At 54.6% G+C, this 17,220-nt stretch carries 18 protein-coding genes; 8 read left to right on the top strand and 10 right to left on the bottom strand.

Going from position 1 to position 17,220, the window contains the following annotated elements; translation table 11 throughout:
* The first annotated feature begins 35 nt into the window (after nucleotides 1-35).
* Genes ACT9TW_RS02135 through dolP form a run of 4 tightly spaced genes read left to right on the top strand, consistent with a single transcriptional unit; the run spans nucleotide 36 to nucleotide 3,759 of the window.
* The gene (locus ACT9TW_RS02135; RefSeq protein ID WP_446491573.1) at nucleotides 36-2,210 is read left to right on the top strand and encodes a penicillin-binding protein activator; all 2,175 of its coding nucleotides are present in this window, start codon (nucleotides 36-38) and stop codon (nucleotides 2,208-2,210) included.
* Nucleotides 2,168-2,563 carry a YraN family protein gene (locus tag ACT9TW_RS02140; protein ID WP_182062604.1) on the top strand — a complete coding sequence of 132 codons (396 nt, stop codon included), beginning with the start codon at nucleotides 2,168-2,170 and terminating at the stop codon, nucleotides 2,561-2,563. The genes ACT9TW_RS02135 and ACT9TW_RS02140 overlap by 43 nt, the downstream gene beginning before the upstream one ends.
* Nucleotides 2,564-2,583: 20 nt before the next feature.
* Complete coding sequence (gene diaA / locus ACT9TW_RS02145) at nucleotides 2,584-3,174, top strand: DnaA initiator-associating protein DiaA (protein WP_003861754.1); 591 nt, start codon at nucleotides 2,584-2,586, stop codon at nucleotides 3,172-3,174.
* A gap of 9 nt (nucleotides 3,175-3,183) precedes the next feature.
* The gene (dolP, locus tag ACT9TW_RS02150; RefSeq protein WP_182062606.1) at nucleotides 3,184-3,759 is read left to right on the top strand and encodes a division/outer membrane stress-associated lipid-binding lipoprotein; all 576 of its coding nucleotides are present in this window, start codon (nucleotides 3,184-3,186) and stop codon (nucleotides 3,757-3,759) included.
* Between the two features lie 49 nt (nucleotides 3,760-3,808).
* Here the strand turns inward: dolP and ACT9TW_RS02155 are convergent, their stop codons facing one another.
* Genes ACT9TW_RS02155 through ACT9TW_RS02165 form a run of 3 tightly spaced genes read right to left on the bottom strand, consistent with a single transcriptional unit; the run spans nucleotide 3,809 to nucleotide 5,959 of the window.
* A complete protein-coding gene (locus ACT9TW_RS02155) occupies nucleotides 3,809-4,846 on the bottom strand; it encodes a permease (RefSeq protein ID WP_182062608.1) in 1,038 nt (345 codons plus the stop codon).
* Nucleotides 4,847-4,882: 36 nt separating this feature from the next.
* Nucleotides 4,883-5,527, bottom strand: coding sequence for an NAD(P)H-binding protein (locus tag ACT9TW_RS02160; RefSeq protein WP_182062610.1), 645 nt, complete (start codon nucleotides 5,525-5,527; stop codon nucleotides 4,883-4,885).
* Nucleotides 5,528-5,530: 3 nt separating this feature from the next.
* Nucleotides 5,531-5,959 (bottom strand): YhbP family protein, encoded by a 429-nt coding sequence (locus tag ACT9TW_RS02165; protein WP_446491574.1) that lies wholly within the window; start codon nucleotides 5,957-5,959, stop codon nucleotides 5,531-5,533.
* Nucleotides 5,960-5,973: 14 nt separating this feature from the next.
* On the opposite strand from ACT9TW_RS02165, the gene ACT9TW_RS02170 reads away from it, so the two are divergent.
* A complete protein-coding gene (locus ACT9TW_RS02170) occupies nucleotides 5,974-6,303 on the top strand; it encodes a GIY-YIG nuclease family protein (RefSeq protein ID WP_315686923.1) in 330 nt (109 codons plus the stop codon).
* Here the strand turns inward: ACT9TW_RS02170 and ACT9TW_RS02175 are convergent.
* Both ACT9TW_RS02175 and ubiT read right to left on the bottom strand, forming a co-directional pair.
* Nucleotides 6,290-6,793 (bottom strand): GNAT family N-acetyltransferase, encoded by a 504-nt coding sequence (locus ACT9TW_RS02175; protein ID WP_315686924.1) that lies wholly within the window; start codon nucleotides 6,791-6,793, stop codon nucleotides 6,290-6,292. The genes ACT9TW_RS02170 and ACT9TW_RS02175 overlap by 14 nt on opposite strands.
* Complete coding sequence (gene ubiT / locus ACT9TW_RS02180) at nucleotides 6,787-7,311, bottom strand: ubiquinone anaerobic biosynthesis accessory factor UbiT (RefSeq protein WP_446491575.1); 525 nt, start codon at nucleotides 7,309-7,311, stop codon at nucleotides 6,787-6,789. The genes ACT9TW_RS02175 and ubiT overlap by 7 nt, the downstream gene beginning before the upstream one ends.
* 220 nt (nucleotides 7,312-7,531) lie before the next feature.
* Here ubiT and ubiU point away from each other — a divergent pair, with 220 nt between their 5' ends.
* From ubiU to ACT9TW_RS02195, 3 genes are all read left to right on the top strand, one after another.
* On the top strand, nucleotides 7,532-8,527 hold the full coding sequence (gene ubiU / locus ACT9TW_RS02185; RefSeq protein WP_182062620.1) for a ubiquinone anaerobic biosynthesis protein UbiU: 996 nt from the start codon (nucleotides 7,532-7,534) through the stop codon (nucleotides 8,525-8,527).
* 7 nt (nucleotides 8,528-8,534) lie between these two features.
* A complete protein-coding gene (locus ACT9TW_RS02190; protein WP_446491576.1) occupies nucleotides 8,535-9,413 on the top strand; it encodes a U32 family peptidase in 879 nt (292 codons plus the stop codon).
* Nucleotides 9,414-9,491: 78 nt separating this feature from the next.
* The gene (locus ACT9TW_RS02195; RefSeq protein ID WP_446491577.1) at nucleotides 9,492-10,493 is read left to right on the top strand and encodes a luciferase-like monooxygenase; all 1,002 of its coding nucleotides are present in this window, start codon (nucleotides 9,492-9,494) and stop codon (nucleotides 10,491-10,493) included.
* A 62-nt stretch (nucleotides 10,494-10,555) separates the two neighbouring features.
* Here the strand turns inward: ACT9TW_RS02195 and mtr are convergent, their stop codons facing one another.
* From mtr to pnp, 5 genes are all read right to left on the bottom strand, one after another.
* On the bottom strand, nucleotides 10,556-11,800 hold the full coding sequence (gene mtr / locus ACT9TW_RS02200) for a tryptophan permease (RefSeq protein WP_446491578.1): 1,245 nt from the start codon (nucleotides 11,798-11,800) through the stop codon (nucleotides 10,556-10,558).
* Between the two features lie 143 nt (nucleotides 11,801-11,943).
* Nucleotides 11,944-13,866 (bottom strand): DEAD/DEAH family ATP-dependent RNA helicase, encoded by a 1,923-nt coding sequence (locus ACT9TW_RS02205; protein WP_315686929.1) that lies wholly within the window; start codon nucleotides 13,864-13,866, stop codon nucleotides 11,944-11,946.
* Nucleotides 13,859-13,939: a protein YrbN gene (gene yrbN / locus ACT9TW_RS02210; RefSeq protein WP_097397692.1), complete on the bottom strand. Its 81-nt coding sequence runs from the start codon at nucleotides 13,937-13,939 to the stop codon at nucleotides 13,859-13,861. The genes ACT9TW_RS02205 and yrbN overlap by 8 nt, the downstream gene beginning before the upstream one ends.
* Nucleotides 13,940-14,046: 107 nt before the next feature.
* A complete protein-coding gene (nlpI, locus tag ACT9TW_RS02215) occupies nucleotides 14,047-14,931 on the bottom strand; it encodes a lipoprotein NlpI (RefSeq protein WP_315686930.1) in 885 nt (294 codons plus the stop codon).
* A gap of 109 nt (nucleotides 14,932-15,040) precedes the next feature.
* Nucleotides 15,041-17,179 (bottom strand): polyribonucleotide nucleotidyltransferase, encoded by a 2,139-nt coding sequence (gene pnp / locus ACT9TW_RS02220; RefSeq protein ID WP_446491579.1) that lies wholly within the window; start codon nucleotides 17,177-17,179, stop codon nucleotides 15,041-15,043.
* Nucleotides 17,180-17,220: the final 41 nt, after the last annotated feature.

The following is a 17,220-nucleotide window of genomic DNA, read 5'->3' on the forward strand; positions in this document are numbered from 1 at the left end:
TTGAGCATTGCGTAAAAAAAATCACTGGATACAGTATGGTACCGTTAACGTTTCTTCGAACAAAAGCCGCGCGCAGCGTGCCTCTGCTGCTGGCAGCCCTGATCTTTGCAGGCTGTGGCACCCAGGCACCCGATCAAAGCGCTACCCATATGCAGGGATCCGCGCAGGCTGATTCTGGCTTTTATCTGCAACAAATGTCGCAGAGCTCAAATGATACCAAGACCAACTGGCAATTACTCGCCATTCGTGCACTGCTGAAAGAAGGTAAAACCCAGCAGGCCGCCGATCTGTTCAACCAGCTGCCGCAAGATCTTAACGACACGCAGCGTCGTGAGCAGGTATTGCTTTCAGCAGAGCTGAAAGTGGCACAGAAAGATTATGCGGCCGCCAAAAAGATCCTCGGCGACATCGACGTCAGCGCGCTGGATAAAAACCAGCAGGCTCGTTTCTGGCAAGCAGGTATCACCGCAGAACAGGGCCGTGCTTCCCTGCCGCTGCTCCGCGCACTGATTGCCCAGGAGCCACTGCTTAGCGCTGCCGACAAACAAAAAAATATCGATGCCACCTGGCAGTCGCTCTCCTCAATGACGCAGGAACAAGCGCAGCAGCTGGTGATCAACGCCGACGAAAACGTATTGCAGGGCTGGCTGGATCTGCAACAGATGTGGTTTAACAACCGCAACGATCCGAACATGCTGAAAGCCGGTATTACCGACTGGCAGACTCGCTACCCGCAAAACCCTGGCGCGAAGATGCTGCCAACGCAGCTGGTTAACGTGCAGAACTTTAAACCTGCGTCCACCAGCAAAATCGCCCTGCTGCTGCCGTTAAACGGCCAGGCGGCGGTATTCAGTCGCGCGATCCAGCAGGGTTTTGAAGCGGCGAAAAACGGCACAACGGCCGTTGCAGGCAATGCCGTGCCAGAGCAGGCCGCTCAGGCCGCTAACGTCAACACCGTGGTCAGCCCTTCAGCTGCCGAAACCAGCGACCTGACAACGGCACAAACGCCTGCCCAGGGTACGATGCAAAACCCGGTCACGGCGCCAACAACGCCAGCCGCGACTGCATCAGCAGCGGCCCCGGCACAGACACCAGCGACAACGCCTGTTGCACCAGAAACCCAGGCAGCTCCTGCGACAGCTGCACAGCCGCAGGCGACTGAACAACCTCAGACGACACAGCCTGCGCAACAACCGGCAGCACAGCCACAGGCTGTAGCGACAACCGGCGCGAATCCGGGCGCAGAGCTGAAAATCTACGACACCAGCTCACAGCCGCTCGATCAGGTTCTGGCGCAGGTTCAGCAGGACGGTGCCAGCATCGTGGTTGGCCCACTGCTGAAAAACAACGTCGATGAGCTGATGAAAAGCAACACCACCCTGAATGTCCTGGCGCTTAACCAGCCAGAGCAAGTTCAGAATCGTGCGAATATCTGTTACTTCGCTCTCTCTCCGGAAGATGAAGCCCGTGATGCGGCGCGCCATATTCACGAGCAGGGTAAACAAGCGCCACTGCTGCTCATTCCGCGCAGCACGCTGGGTGACCGCGTGGCGACAGCATTTGCACAAGAGTGGCAGAAGCTGGGCGGTGGCATTGTTTTACAGCAGAAATTTGGCTCAGTGTCTGAGCTGAGAGGCGGTGTCAACAGCGGCGCGGGCATTTCGCTCAGCGGCAGCCCGGTTTCAGCAAGCCTGCCACAACAGCAGGGTGTCACCATTGGTGGCTTGAACATTCCTGCCCCACCGACCGATGCGCAAATCAGCGGTGGCGGTAAAGTTGATGCTGCTTACATCGTCGCTACCCCGGAAGAGATCGCGTTCATCAAACCGATGATCGCCATGCGTAACGGCAGCCAGAGCGGTGCAACACTGTACGCAAGCTCTCGCAGCGCACAAGGCACGGCTGGCCCAGATTTCCGTCTGGAAATGGAAGGCCTGCAATACAGCGAAATTCCAATGCTGGCGGGCAGTAACCCGGCACTGATGCAGCAGGCGCTGGGCGCCGTGCGTAACGATTACTCTCTGGCACGCCTGTATGCCATGGGTGTTGATGCATGGGCGCTGGCAAACCACTTTACTCAGATGCGCCAGGTGCCAGGGTTCGAACTCAACGGCAACACCGGCGATTTGACCGCCACTCAGGACTGCGTGATTAACAGGAAGTTATCATGGCTCAAATACCAGCAGGGGCAGGTCGTCCCGGCCAGTTAAGCCGTAAACAGACCGGTGACGCGTGGGAAATCAAAGCGCGTCGCTGGCTTGAAGGCAAGGGACTGCGCTTTATCGCCGCCAACGTTCGCGGACGGGGCGGCGAAATCGACCTTATTATGAAAGACGGTCAAACGACCGTGTTTGTCGAAGTACGCTTCAGGCAGTCATCGCAATTTGGCGGGGCTGCCGCCAGCGTGACGCCCGCCAAACAACAAAAATTATTACAGACAGCCCTCTTGTGGCTTGCCCGCCATAATGGGAGCTTTGATACTGTGGATTGCCGGTTCGATGTGGTAGCCTTCACCGGAAACGACATTGAGTGGCTGAAAAACGCGTTTGGCGAAGACACCTGAATACGATTTAAAGGGATAACGTGCTCGAAAGAATTAAAGTGTGCTTCACAGAAAGCATTCAGACTCAGATTGCAGCGGCGGAAGCCCTCCCGGACGCGATTTCTCGCGCAGCGATGACGCTGGTACAGTCCCTGCTTAATGGCAACAAAATCCTCTGTTGTGGCAATGGCACATCGGCCGCCAACGCACAGCATTTTGCTGCCAGCATGATAAATCGCTTTGAAACAGAACGACCTAGTTTACCTGCCATTGCACTAAACACCGATAATGTGGTCTTAACAGCGATTGCTAACGATCGTCTGCATGACGAAATTTACGCGAAGCAAGTGCGCGCCCTGGGTCACGCCGGAGATGTTCTGTTGGCTATCTCCACGCGTGGTAACAGCCGCGACATCGTCAAAGCCGTTGAAGCAGCTGTCACCCGCGATATGACTATCGTGGCGTTAACGGGTTATGACGGCGGTGAGCTGGCAGGCCTTCTGGGGCCGCAGGATGTGGAAATTCGCATTCCTTCTCATCGCAGCGCACGCATTCAGGAAATGCACATGCTCACGGTGAATTGCTTATGCGATCTGATCGATAACACGCTTTTCCCTCACCAGGATGATTAAGGAGTATTCATGAAGGCTTTATCGACCCTCGCAGTCCTGATGTCTGCACTGCTACTTCAGGGATGTATTGCTGCGGCTGTTGTGGGTACTGCAGCCGTTGGTACAAAGGCAGCAACCGATCCTCGCTCCGTGGGTACTCAGGTTGATGACGGTACACTGGAACTGCGCGTAAACAGCGCACTGTCGAAAGACGAACAGATTAAGAAAGAAGCGCGCATCAACGTAACGGCGTATCAGGGCAAAGTGCTACTGGCGGGCCAGGCACCGAATATGGAACTCGCCTCCCGCGCCAAACAGATCGCGATGGGTGTAGAGGGTACGACAGAAGTCTTTAACGAAGTGCGTCAGGGGCAGCCGATTGGTCTTGGAGACGCATCGTCCGATACCTGGATCACCACCAAAGTCCGTTCTCAGTTACTGGGCACTGACCAGGTGAAATCTTCCAACGTGAAAGTCACCACCGAAAACGGCGAAGTGTTCCTGCTGGGCCTGGTCACCGACCGCGAAGGGAAAGCGGCTGCCGATATCGCCAGCCGGGTAAGCGGCGTGAAACACGTCACCACCGCGTTTACCTACATCAAATAACACACACCTGACTGTAGGCCCGGTAAGCGCCAGCGCTACCGGGCTTTTTTTATATCAGCGCAATACTGCCCACAATCACTCCACTCAATGCCACCAGACCCGCAGTCAGCCACAGGGCTTTGGCCGGGAATGACTTACGCAGCATGATAAGCGACGGCAGGCTAATCGCAGGTAAGGTGATGAGCAGCGCCAGGGCCGGAGCCGTCCCCATGCCAGCCAGCATCATCGTCTGAACAATCGGGATTTCAGCGGCCGTAGGGATAACGAACAGACAGCCTGCAATGGCCATCGCAATCACCCACAGCATCGAGTTATCGATAGCGCCATCGGCATGAGGGAACAGCCAAACCCGCGCAGCCCCAAGCACCAGAACCGCCAGGATATACACCGGGATAGTGCTCCAGAACAGCTGCCAAAGTGCTTTGCCCCAACGCGCAAAGAAGCTGCCCTGTGGCTCGGCGATGGTCACGTCCACAGACACAGGCTCAACGGTCTTGTCTTTCACCAGGTTCTGCACAAGCGTTGCGACCACCAGCACCGTCAATAACCCTGCAACAAGGCGGATAAACGCAAAATGCCAGCCGAGGACAAACCCCATGAACACCAGTGTGGCCGGGTTCAGCAACGGGTTACCCATCCAGAATGCCAGTGCACCGCCCATTGAAACGCGCTGGCGGCGCATTCCGGCTGCAACAGGCGCTGCACAGCAAGAACACATCATGCCAGGCAAAGAGAATATCGTCCCCAGAAGCGTGCCCTGAAAACGCGGCTGCCCTAAGGTTTTCACCAGCCAGTTACGCGGGATAAGCACCTGAATCAGTGAGCCTAAGAGCACACCCAACACTGCAGCTTTCCAGACGGCAAGGAAATAGACCATCGCGTAATCCCACGCCGCCTGAAGCGGGCTGGAATCAGCCTGAGCAAGAATGGATTTGCCGATACTGTGCGTTTCGGCGGCAGTGAATGCTTTTCCGTAATAGGGTTGCCACTTCACATACCAAAGACCAACGATAACAACGAGAAAGAAGAGAGCGGGTTTCCACCATTGAAATGGCGTAGCCGCCTGAGATGAAGACTGACCAGTCATAGCATTCCCCAGGGAGTGTTAATAAGCCCGAAGATACTACGCCTCACCTCGCGCAAGTTCACGTAATTTTGCCGATGGGATAATGTTAACGCCCTCCTGCGATGGCGACAGCGCCTCTTTCAGCATTGCACGTGCGACATCACGCGCATGAATTGATTTCCAGTTACCGGGAAGGATCCGAAACAAAGGCGCAAAAATCGACTCGTTAAAACGACGCTTGTCGCGGTGCCCCAGCAGCATGGAGGGGCGAACAATCGTCAGATGTTCCCATTTCTGCGCAATCAGCGCGGCTTCCATTTTTCCTTTCACTTTGTTGTAAAAGAATGGCGAGTTTGCGTTTGCCCCCATCGAACTGACGACCACCAGATGTTTGGCCCCGAGCCTTTTCGCCCTGAGTGCGGTATCCACAACCAGCGCGTAGTCAGCGTGAACAAACGCCGTTTTACTGCCCGCTTCACGGCGGGTCGTGCCCAGACAACAAAAGGCGATATCAATTGGGTCGCACACATGAGCCAGTGCATCGCTCAGTTTCGGCGCATGAGGATTAAAAACACCGGGCATGGCGGCAAGCGGACGACGCGTCGGGGCGGCGATGTAGTTCACTTTTCGCTCCTGAATCAGCATACGCAGCAGATACCCACCCACCAGCCCGGTCGCACCTGTAATTAGTACCTGACTCATACCTTACTCCTGACGCAGCCAGTGGATCTTTTTACCAAACCCCAGTGTGTTATCTGTAAATTTTAGTTCATCAAGGCGGATTTCCCACACCGGCGCTTTAAGCGCAATGGCGACAGGAAAACGACGATTGTAGCGCCTGCGTTGCGCGTCGCTCTCTTCACCATCAAGACGACGGATCTCACCTTTGAACTGGACGCCACGGATCAAAGCGACCGTTTTCGGCTGGCCGTTAACCGTACCAGCGACCTTCGCCAGCTGGCCTGTCATCTGCGCATGACGTGTTTTATCTTCACTTAAGACGTAGAAGGCCACGCGCTCAGGATCGTAGTAGTAGAACGCATTCGCACACCACATTTCACCGTCATCATAAACACACCAGGTGACGACATGTTGTTTCGCCAGCCAACGGTTAATGGCCGTCAGTGTTTCCATTTTTCTTGTCTCTCATGCTAAGGTGCGTTCACCTTAACATACTGAATCTGTTTACTGTGTCCTGGTTTCTTTATCTTGTCCGCACCGCTGATAACGCACTCTATACCGGGATCACCACGGATGTGGAGCGGCGTTTCCTGGAACATCAATCGGGGAAAGGGGCAAAAGCGCTACGCGGGAAAGGGGAATTGCGGCTGGTCTTTTCGGCTCACGTGGGCGATCGTTCGCTGGCGCTCAGGCTGGAATACCGCATCAAGCAGCTGACGAAGCGCCAGAAAGAGCGCCTCGTCACCGGAGACGGGTACTTTGAGGCGCTACGTGAGAGCCTGATTAAAAGCGATTGAAGTGGTCGTGGTATTCCACCAGTCCGTTTACGCCATTCAGGGCATCATCTGCCAGGCGGTGAAGCTGGAACGCAGACTCGGTGCCCGGCCAGCGACAGCGCAGATCGTAATGCGCCGCCTGTTCAAAACCTAAACGACCGTAGAACGCAGGATCACCCAGCGTGACAACGGCGGCATAACCGAACTCATTCAGCGAATCCAGTCCTTCATAGACCAGTTGACGGGCAACGCCCTGGCCACGGTAGCTTTCGTCTACCGCCAGCGGCGCCATTCCCACCCACTGAAGCTCCTCACCCTGAACCGTCACCGGGCTGAATGCCACATAACCGACAACCTGACCTTCATCATCGGTGGCAACCAGACCCAGGGTGATCAGGCCATCTTCGCGGAGATCGTGGACCAGTCGGGCTTCGGCATCGCTCGCAAAAGAACGGCGTAATAACCCATCGATACCCGGTGCATCAATCCCAATTTCAACTCGAATCAGCATGGCTCACCTACTGAAGTGTGTTTACTTTCAGGCGGGGTTTTCAGCCCGGCCTCTACAAAATCAGCCATTTGCAACAGAACCACGCGCAGCGCTTTCGGCATCTGCTCCAGTTCAATGGCATCCATCAAATTTTTCACGTACAGGCCAAGCTCTGTATCCCCTTCGATAACCAGACGACGCTGGAAGAAGAGTGTGTCAGGATCTTGCTTACGCGCGACGATCATCAGCAGATCGCTGGCGTTAGCGCTAAAGCTTACGTCTGCCTCAGCAGATTCCCGAACAATCAGCTGATCATTCTCTACCGAAGTAAACCAGCGCAGCCCGATATCGCGGACTTCAATACTCAACCAGCGGCCATCAAGGAATTCCAGCTCACCTTCCTGTAACGCCTGGCGGAATTGCCAGCTCAGTACTTGTTCCAGAACCTGGCGTTTCAGCGCGAATGGCGTCAGTTTTACCGGCACGCTCAGCATTGATGGACCAAATTGTACGAGGCGTGAACGCAGTTTATCCAGCACGAGCTTTACTCCCTGAAATCTATAGTCCTGTTATTTTGCCATATCCTGAGGCCAACATAGCGGCGTAAATCAACAAACCGTCGTCCGGCGTGAGCCATTATTGGTGTCATCAATACGCCATTAGCTGCCTTAAATCAAAAATTGTCGCGTATGGGTTAATTAAAATCCCAGTTCGTTAACAATTTTGCGATCGCCAAGATCGAGATTATCAGGACAAATTATGGAGCTGCTCTGCCCTGCCGGAAACCTTCCGGCGCTTAAGGCGGCCATCGAAAATGGTGCCGATGCGGTTTATATCGGGCTGAAAGATGATACCAACGCCCGCCATTTTGCTGGCCTCAACTTCACGGAGAAAAAGCTTCAGGAAGCCGTTAACTTCGTCCACCAGCACCGCCGCAAGCTACATATTGCTATCAATACCTTTGCCCATCCTGATGGCTACGCCCGTTGGCAACGCGCAGTGGACATGGCGGCACAGCTAGGAGCCGATGCGCTGATCCTGGCCGACCTCGCTATGCTTGAGTATGCAGCAGAACGTTATCCGCATATTGAGCGTCATGTCTCTGTTCAGGCATCCGCCACCAACGAAGAAGCCGTTCGCTTTTACCATCGCCATTTTGACGTGGCCCGCGTGGTACTGCCGCGTGTGCTCTCTATTCATCAGGTTAAGCAACTCGCTCGCGTCACGCCAGTTCCGCTGGAAGTTTTTGCGTTCGGCAGCCTGTGCATCATGGCGGAAGGACGTTGCTATCTCTCCTCATATTTAACCGGTGAGTCCCCGAACACTGTGGGGGCCTGTTCCCCTGCCCGCTTTGTTCGCTGGCAGCAAACGCCGCAAGGGCTGGAATCCCGCCTGAATGAAGTGCTGATCGACCGTTATCAGGACGGCGAAAACGCCGGCTACCCGACGCTGTGCAAAGGCCGTTATCTGGTCGATGGCGAGCGCTATCATGCACTGGAAGAACCCACCAGCCTCAATACGCTGGAGTTGCTGCCGGAACTGCTGGCGGCAAACATTGCTTCCGTGAAAATCGAAGGTCGCCAGCGTAGCCCTGCCTATGTGAGCCAGGTAGCGAAAGTCTGGCGTCAGGCCATCGATCGCTGCATGGCAGACCCACAAAACTATGCGCCGCAACCCGCCTGGATGGACACGCTCGGTTCAATGTCCGAAGGCACGCAAACTACGCTGGGCGCGTATCACCGTAAATGGCAGTGAGAAGACCATGAAATATTCATTAGGGCCTGTGCTTTACTACTGGTCAAAAGAGACGCTGGAAGATTTCTACCAGCAGGCGGCGACAAGCAGCGCCGATGTGATTTACCTCGGCGAGGCAGTATGCAGCAAGCGCCGGGCAACTAAAGTGGGTGACTGGCTTGATATGGCCAAAAACCTGGCGGGAAGCGGCAAGCAGATTGTGCTCTCAACCCTGGCGTTGGTTCAGGCCTCATCCGAACTGGGCGAGCTGAAACGCTATGTGGAAAACGGTGATTTTCTGATAGAGGCAAGCGATCTTGGCGTGGTGAACATGTGCGCCGAACGCAAACTGCCGTTTGTCGCCGGACATGCCCTGAACTGCTATAACGCCGTCACGCTGCGTCTGCTGCTGAAACAAGGAATGACGCGCTGGTGCATGCCGGTCGAACTCTCCCGCGACTGGCTGGCAAACCTGCTGACACAGTGCGAAGAGCTGGGTATCCGTAACCAGTTCGACGTGGAAGTGTTGAGCTATGGCCATCTGCCGCTGGCCTACTCTGCGCGTTGTTTTACCGCGCGCTCTGAAGACCGCCCGAAAGACGAATGCGAAACCTGCTGCATCAAATATCCAAACGGACGCAGTATGCTGTCGCAGGAGAACCAGCAGGTCTTTGTCCTGAACGGTATTCAGACCATGAGTGGCTATGTTTACAACCTCGGCAACGAACTGGCATCGATGAACGGGCTGGTGGACATGGTGCGCTTATCTCCGCTGGATACCAACGTGTTTGCGATGCTGGATGCCTTCCGCGCTAACGAAAACGGTTCGTCTCCGCTGCCGCTGACCGCTAATAGTGACTGCAATGGTTACTGGAAGCGTCTCGCCGGCCTGGAACTTCAGGCCTAAAAAAGGCTCACTTTGTTAACAACGGTTACTAAACTTTGATGCAGTATTAAAGATTGACCGTCGACAAAGTGAGCTGCTATGACCGCTAAAACCATTCCATTTTCGGTGCTGGACCTGGCACCGATCCCTCAAGGTGCCTCCGCGAGAGAAGCCTTTTCGCACTCACTTGCTCTTGCTCAACTGGCCGAAAAACGCGGCTATCACCGCTACTGGCTGGCTGAGCATCACAATATGGTTGGTATCGCCAGCGCTGCCACCTCAGTGCTGATTGGTTATCTGGCAGCGAACACCACGACTCTGCACCTTGGTTCCGGCGGCGTAATGCTGCCTAACCATGCCCCGCTGGTGATTGCCGAGCAGTTTGGCACGCTGAATACTCTCTATCCCGGCCGAATTGATTTAGGGCTTGGCCGCGCGCCTGGCAGCGACCAGCCGACTATGCGCGCACTTCGCCGCCATATGAGTGGTGACATTGATAACTTCCCGCGCGATGTTGCTGAGCTGGTGGACTGGTTCGATGCGCGCGATCCGAACCCGCACGTGCGCCCTGTGCCGGGCTACGGCGAAAAGATCCCGGTATGGCTGCTGGGGTCGAGCCTGTATAGCGCTCAGTTGGCAGCACAGCTCGGCCTGCCGTTTGCATTTGCCTCACACTTTGCACCCGATATGCTGCACCAGGCACTGCATCTCTACCGTACGAACTTCAAACCGTCTGAACGGCTGGAAAAACCGTACGCGATGGTGTGTATCAACATCATTGCGGCCGACAGTAACCGCGATGCAGAATTCCTGTTTACCTCTATGCAGCAGGCGTTTGTGAAACTACGTCGCGGTGAAACGGGCCAGCTGCCACCACCGGTGGAGAATATGCACCAGTTGTGGTCTGCTTCCGAGCAGTATGGCGTACAGCAGGCGCTGAGTATGTCTCTGGTGGGTGATAAAGCGAAGGTGCGTCACGGGCTGGAAGCGGTGCTGCGCGAGACACAGGCGGATGAGATTATGGTTAACGGGCAGATTTTCGATCACCAGGCGCGTTTGCACTCGTTTGAGCTGGCAATGCAGGTGAAAGAGGAAATGTAGAGTAGTGCGTTTCGTTGCCCTCACCCCAGCCCTCTCCCACAGGAGAGGGTGAAAAGAGGCGTTTACTGATACACCGGCAACAGATTAAAGCTCGACAGCACATGCACCAGCGCGTTGCCAACACCAAACACCAGAATCAGCGCAATCATCGGCTTGCCGCCCCAGACGCGGAATGTTGGGCTACCGAAGCGCTTACGTGATTTACGCGCCAACAGCGCGGGAACAATTGCCGCCCAGATGGTCGCCGCCAGCCCGGCATAGCCAATGGCGTACAGGAAACCGTTCGGCCACAGCAGGCCGCCCACAATCGGCGGCAGGAAGGTCAGCAACGCGGTTTTGAAGCGCCCCATCGCAGAATCATCAAAGCCAAACAAATCCGCCAGATAATCGAACAGGCCTAACGTCACGCCAAGGAACGAGCTCGCTACCGCAAAATTGGAGAACACTACCAGCAGGAGATCCAGGCTTCGACTGTTCAGCACACCGCTCAGCGCCTGAACCAGCACATCAATGTTTCCGCCCTTCTGAGCAATCCCAATAAATTCCTGACGCGGGATATTCCCCATCGTTCCCAGCAGCCAAATCACATACAACCCCAGCGCCAGCAACGTGCCGTAGACCAGACACTTCACAATGGTGCGTGGATCTTTACCGTAGTACTTCATCAGGCTCGGTACGTTACCGTGGTAGCCAAATGACGCCAGACAGAACGGCAGGGTCATCAACAGGTACGGCATATAGGAAGTATTGGCTTCTGCCACGTTAAAGAGCGTAGTCGGGGTAACGTGCCCGAGCAGGCTGCCGAAGGTCAGGAAGAAGGTAATCACCTTTGCGCCCAGCACAATCGCCGTCATGCGACTTACCGCTTTGGTGCTTAACCAGACAATAAACGCCACGCCCAGCGCAAAGCACAGCCCTGCCAGACGTGCCGGGACGTTCAGGGACATCTCCGAGAAGGTGTGATGCAAAATCGAACCGCTCGCAGAAATGTATGCGTAGGTCAGAATATAGAGCACGAACGCGATGGAAATACCATTCACGATGTTCCAGCCTTTCCCGAGCAGGTCTTTAGTGATGGTGTCGAAACTGGAACCAATACGGTAATTCAGGTTCGCTTCGAGGATCATCAGCCCGGAATGCAGCATACAGAACCAGGTGAAGAGCAGCGCCGCCAGCGACCAGAAGAACCACGCACCGGACATGACCACCGGCAGGGAGAACATCCCCGCACCAATGATGGTTCCGCCGATGATCACTACGCCGCCTAACAGCGAAGGTGATGTTTGTGTGGTGGTTAGTGTCGCCATACAGCCATGTCTCCAGTTAAAAATGTTGGTCCTGCATTTTAATGCGCCGCACTGTACCAGTACAAGAGTACAAAGGGAATAAAAAAAGCCCCGATAGATGCTATCGGGGCTGTATATTTTACTTTACGTCAGAAGCGTAAGGTTTACGCGTCACGGCGACGGCTGGAACCTTCATCGCGACGTGGACCACGGCTTTCACGACGTTCGCCGCTGAAGCGACCTGCGCCTGGCGCACCACCTTCACGACGAGGAGGACGACCGCCTTCACGACGCTCACCGCCACCGAAGCTACGACGTTCGCCAGATGGACGATCACCACCACGACGTTCGCTGCGCTCACGCGGCTGAGCATCACCCATCAACTGCATGTTCATCGGCTTGTTCAGGATGCGAGTACGAGTAAAGTGCTGCAATACTTCGCCCGGCATACCTTTTGGCAGCTCGATAGTAGAGTGAGAACCGAACAGCTTGATGTTACCGATATAACGGCTGCTGATGTCGCCTTCGTTAGCGATCGCGCCAACGATATGACGAACTTCAACGCCATCATCACGACCCACTTCAATGCGATACAGTTCCATTTCACCTGCGTCACGACGCTCACGACGTGGACGGTCTTCGCCACCACGCTCTGGGCGGTCAGCACGCGGACCACGGTCATTACGATCGTTACGGTCGCCACGACGTTCGAAACGCTCGTCACGGTCGCGGAATTCACGCTTAGGACGCATCGGTGCATCTGGTGGAACAATCAGAGAACGCTCACCCTGTGCCATTTTCAGCAGCGCAGCAGCCAGTGACTCGATATCCAGCTCTTCGCCTTCAGCGGTTGGCTGAATCTGCGCCAGCAGTGCACGGTACTGGTCCAGATCGCTGCTTTCCAGCTGCTGCTGTACTTTCGCGGCAAATTTTTCCAGACGGCGTTTGCCCAGCAGGTCTGCGTTTGGCAGCTCAGCTTCTGGAATAGTCAGCTTCATGGTGCGTTCAATGTTACGCAGCAGACGGCGTTCACGGTTCTCAACGAACAGCAGCGCACGACCCGCACGACCCGCACGACCGGTACGACCGATACGGTGAACGTAAGACTCTGAATCCATTGGGATATCATAGTTAACAACCAGGCTGATACGTTCAACGTCCAGACCACGTGCTGCCACGTCGGTTGCAATCAGGATATCCAGACGACCGTCTTTCAGACGCTCCAGAGTCTGCTCACGCAGGGCCTGGTTCATGTCGCCGTTCAGCGCTGCGCTGTTGTAGCCGCTACGTTCCAGAGCTTCAGCCACTTCCAGAGTCGCGTTTTTGGTACGAACGAAGATGATCGCCGCATCAAAATCTTCTGCTTCCAGGAAGCGTACCAGCGCTTCGTTTTTGCGCATACCGTACACAGACCAGTAGCTCTGGCTGATGTCCGGGCGAGTGGTTACGCTGGACTGAATACGCACTTCCTGCGGATCTTTCATGAAACGACGGGTAATGCGACGGATTGCTTCTGGCATTGTTGCAGAGAACAGAGCGGTCTGATGACCTTCCGGGATCTGCGCCATAATGGTTTCTACGTCTTCGATGAAGCCCATACGCAGCATTTCATCTGCTTCATCCAGTACCAGACCGCTCAGTTTAGAGAGGTCCAGAGTACCGCGCTTCAGGTGATCCAGCAGACGACCCGGCGTACCGACGACAATCTGAGGACCCTGGCGCAGGGCGCGTAACTGCACGTCATAACGCTGGCCGCCGTACAGGGCTACCACGTTTACGCCGCGCATATGTTTAGAGAATTCCGTCATTGCTTCAGCAACCTGAACAGCCAGTTCACGGGTTGGAGCCAGGACGAGGATCTGCGGGGCGCGCAGGTCCGGATCGATGTTGTTCAGCAGCGGCAGCGAGAATGCCGCAGTTTTACCGCTACCAGTCTGGGCCATGCCCAGCACGTCACGACCAGAGAGCAGATGTGGGATACATTCTGCCTGGATCGGAGATGGTTTTTCGTAACCCAGATCGTTAAGGGCTTCAAGGATAGGAGCCTTCAGGCCCAGATCTGCAAAAGTGGTTTCGAATTCAGCCATGTAGTACAAGTGCCTCGATATTAATGGCGGCCAGTCTACTTAGCTCATCGTGAAAATGATTAGCAATTTTCATTGAAAAGTGTGAACCGGCTCAAAGTAGGTGTATTGACGAACAACAACGCCCTCACCAGTTAAGGTGATGACAATCAAAAGATTATGGGCTGATGTTTATGTCGTCAGCTATTGCTGGTCCGATTCTGCCAGGTCGTCTTGCTCCTGGCCCAAGAGCGATAATTCCAACAATGCATAACGGTGCTCAACGAAGTTGTGTACGTTGTTAGCAACCGCTAATTTGAACAGTGCCGTAGCGCTGTCCTTATCCCCCAGACTTAGGTAGTACTTACCTAAATAGAAGTTGGTTTCACTGAGATGCTCAGCGAGCGAGGTGTTATCCGTTGCGTCTGCCTTGAGTCTTTCCATCAGCGTTGCTTCGCTAATGTTACCCAGGTAGAACTCGACAATATTCCATCCCCACTGTTCCTTGTCCGACTTGTCGAAGCGTTGTTGTAACGCGTCTTTTGCCTGTTTTTCATTGAGCTTCTGCTCAACGATATAAAGCCACAGGCTACGGAAAGGATCATTAGGATCGTCATGATAAAACGCCAGCAGATCATCTTGCGCTAACTTATCACGACCGCCGTAGTACAATGCGATACCGCGATTCAAGTGCGCGTAGTTGTAAGTTGGATCAAGCTCAAGTACAGAATCAAACGCTTCATAGGCAGCATCAAAATTGCCTGCCTGCGTTAAATATATGCCTAAGTAATTGAAAACTTCAGGCATATCAGGTCGAATTGCCAGCGCTTGTGAAAAATCATTTCGCGCTAATGCCCTCAGACCGAGACTATCATACAACACTCCGCGCTCATATAAAAGCTGTGCGCGTTCATCATCGGTTAAAGCCCGACTGGCAAGAATTTGTTCCATGCGTGCCAGAATCACTTCCTGTTGCAAAGTCGGTTGCAATGGCACTGCGAGGACTTCGCTCTTACGCCAGGAAGAGTTGCTGCATCCTGCCAGCGTTAAAGCTGTCGCAACGAAACACCAGCGCAAAAAAGGCTTCATTTCCCACTCCCGAAGACAACTATTGGATGAACGTCCTGTCCCCCGGCGGCTTAACAAGGCGTCCTGCCTGATAATAAGCCCTCCGCAAAGCGGAGGGCAAATGGCAACCTTACTCGCCTTGCTGTTCTGCTGCCGGCGCTTCTGGCGCAGCTGCAGACTGAGACTGCTCGGTGGCTTCTTTAATGCTCAGACGGATACGGCCCTGGCGGTCAACTTCCAGAACTTTAACCGGTACTTCCTGACCCATTTGCAGGTAATCCGTCACTTTCTCTACGCGCTTGTCAGCGATCTGAGAGATGTGAACCAGACCTTCTTTACCGCCACCGATGGCAACGAATGCGCCAAAGTCAACGATACGGGTCACTTTACCAGCGTAGATACGGCCCACTTCGATTTCTGCAGTAATTTCTTCGATACGACGAATAGCGAATTTCGCTTTCTCGCCATCGGTTGCAGCAATCTTCACGGTACCGTCATCTTCGATTTCGATGGTGGTGCCAGTTTCTTCGGTCAGAGCACGGATAACAGAACCGCCCTTACCGATAACATCTTTGATCTTGTCTGGATTGATCTTGATGGTGTGGATACGTGGAGCGAACTGAGAAATGTCGCCACGCGGCGCGTTAATCGCCTGTTCCATCACGCCCAGGATGTGCAGACGCGCACCTTTAGCCTGATTCAGAGCAACCTGCATGATCTCTTTGGTGATACCTTCAATTTTGATATCCATCTGCAGTGCAGAGATACCGTCGCGGGAACCCGCAACTTTGAAGTCCATATCGCCCAGGTGGTCTTCGTCGCCCAGAATGTCAGACAGTACAACAAAGTTGTCGCCTTCTTTCACCAGACCCATTGCGATACCCGCAACAGCAGCTTTGATTGGCACGCCTGCATCCATCAACGCCAGAGATGCACCACACACGGAAGCCATGGATGAAGAACCGTTGGATTCGGTGATTTCAGAAACCACACGCACGGTGTATGGGAATTTATCCGCTTCTGGCATCACAGCCAGCACGCCGCGCTTCGCCAGACGACCGTGACCAATTTCACGACGCTTCGGCGAACCAACCATACCGGTTTCACCTACGGAGTACGGAGGGAAGTTATAGTGGAACAGGAAGCTGTCAGTACGCTCGCCCATCAGTTCGTCGATGTTCTGTGCGTCACGCGCAGTACCCAGGGTCGCAGTAACCAGCGCCTGAGTTTCGCCACGGGTGAACAGTGCAGAACCGTGAGTACGTGGCAGTACGCCAGTACGAACGTCCAGACCGCGGATCATGTCTTTCTCACGACCATCGATACGCGGCTCGCCTGCCAGTACGCGGCTACGAACAGCATTTTTCTCGATTGCGTGCAGAATTTCGCTCAGCTCGTTAGCGTCCAGAGATTCATCTTCAGCAACCAGCGTAGCAATGGTTTCAGATTTGATGACATCAATCTGCGCGTAACGCTCTTGTTTGTCGGTGATGCGGTATGCATCGCTCAGACGTGCGCCCGCCAGTGCAGCAACGCGTGCATTCAGCGCGTCGTTTACGGCTTCTGGCTGCCAGTCCCAACGTGGTTTACCGGCTTCTTTCACCAGGTCGTTGATGTTCTGGATAACAATCTGCTGCTGCTCGTGGCCAAATACCACGGCACCCAGCATCTGGTCTTCGCTCAGCAATTCTGCTTCGGACTCAACCATCAGAACAGCGGCTTCAGTACCTGCAACAACCAGGTCCAGCTTACTCTCTTTCAGCTCTTCCTGGGTTGGGTTCAGTACGTACTGGTCGTTGATGTAGCCAACGCGCGCGGAACCGATTGGGCCATTGAATGGAATACCAGACAGAGACAGGGCAGCGGATGCACCGATCATTGCCACGATATCCGGGTTAACCTGCGGGTTAACGGAAACAACGGTCGCAATAACCTGAACTTCGTTTACGAAGCCTTCCGGGAACAGCGGACGAACCGGGCGGTCAATCAGACGCGCAATCAGGGTTTCGCCTTCGCTTGGACGGCCTTCGCGACGGAAGAAGCCGCCTGGAATTTTACCGGCAGCGTAAGTACGCTCCTGGTAGTTAACGGTCAGCGGGAAGAAGTCCTGACCTGGTTTTGCTTTTTTCTGGCCAACAACAGTCACGAAGACTGCGGTGTCATCCATGCTTACCATTACGGCAGCAGTAGCCTGACGCGCCATCATGCCGGTTTCCAGCGTGACGGTGTGTTGGCCATACTGGAATTTACGAACGATCGGATTCAGCAAAGTTCTGTCCTTTCTTAGATGTTTGACAGCACACCACCGGC

This window comes from Enterobacter sp. C4G1 (assembly GCF_052886895.1).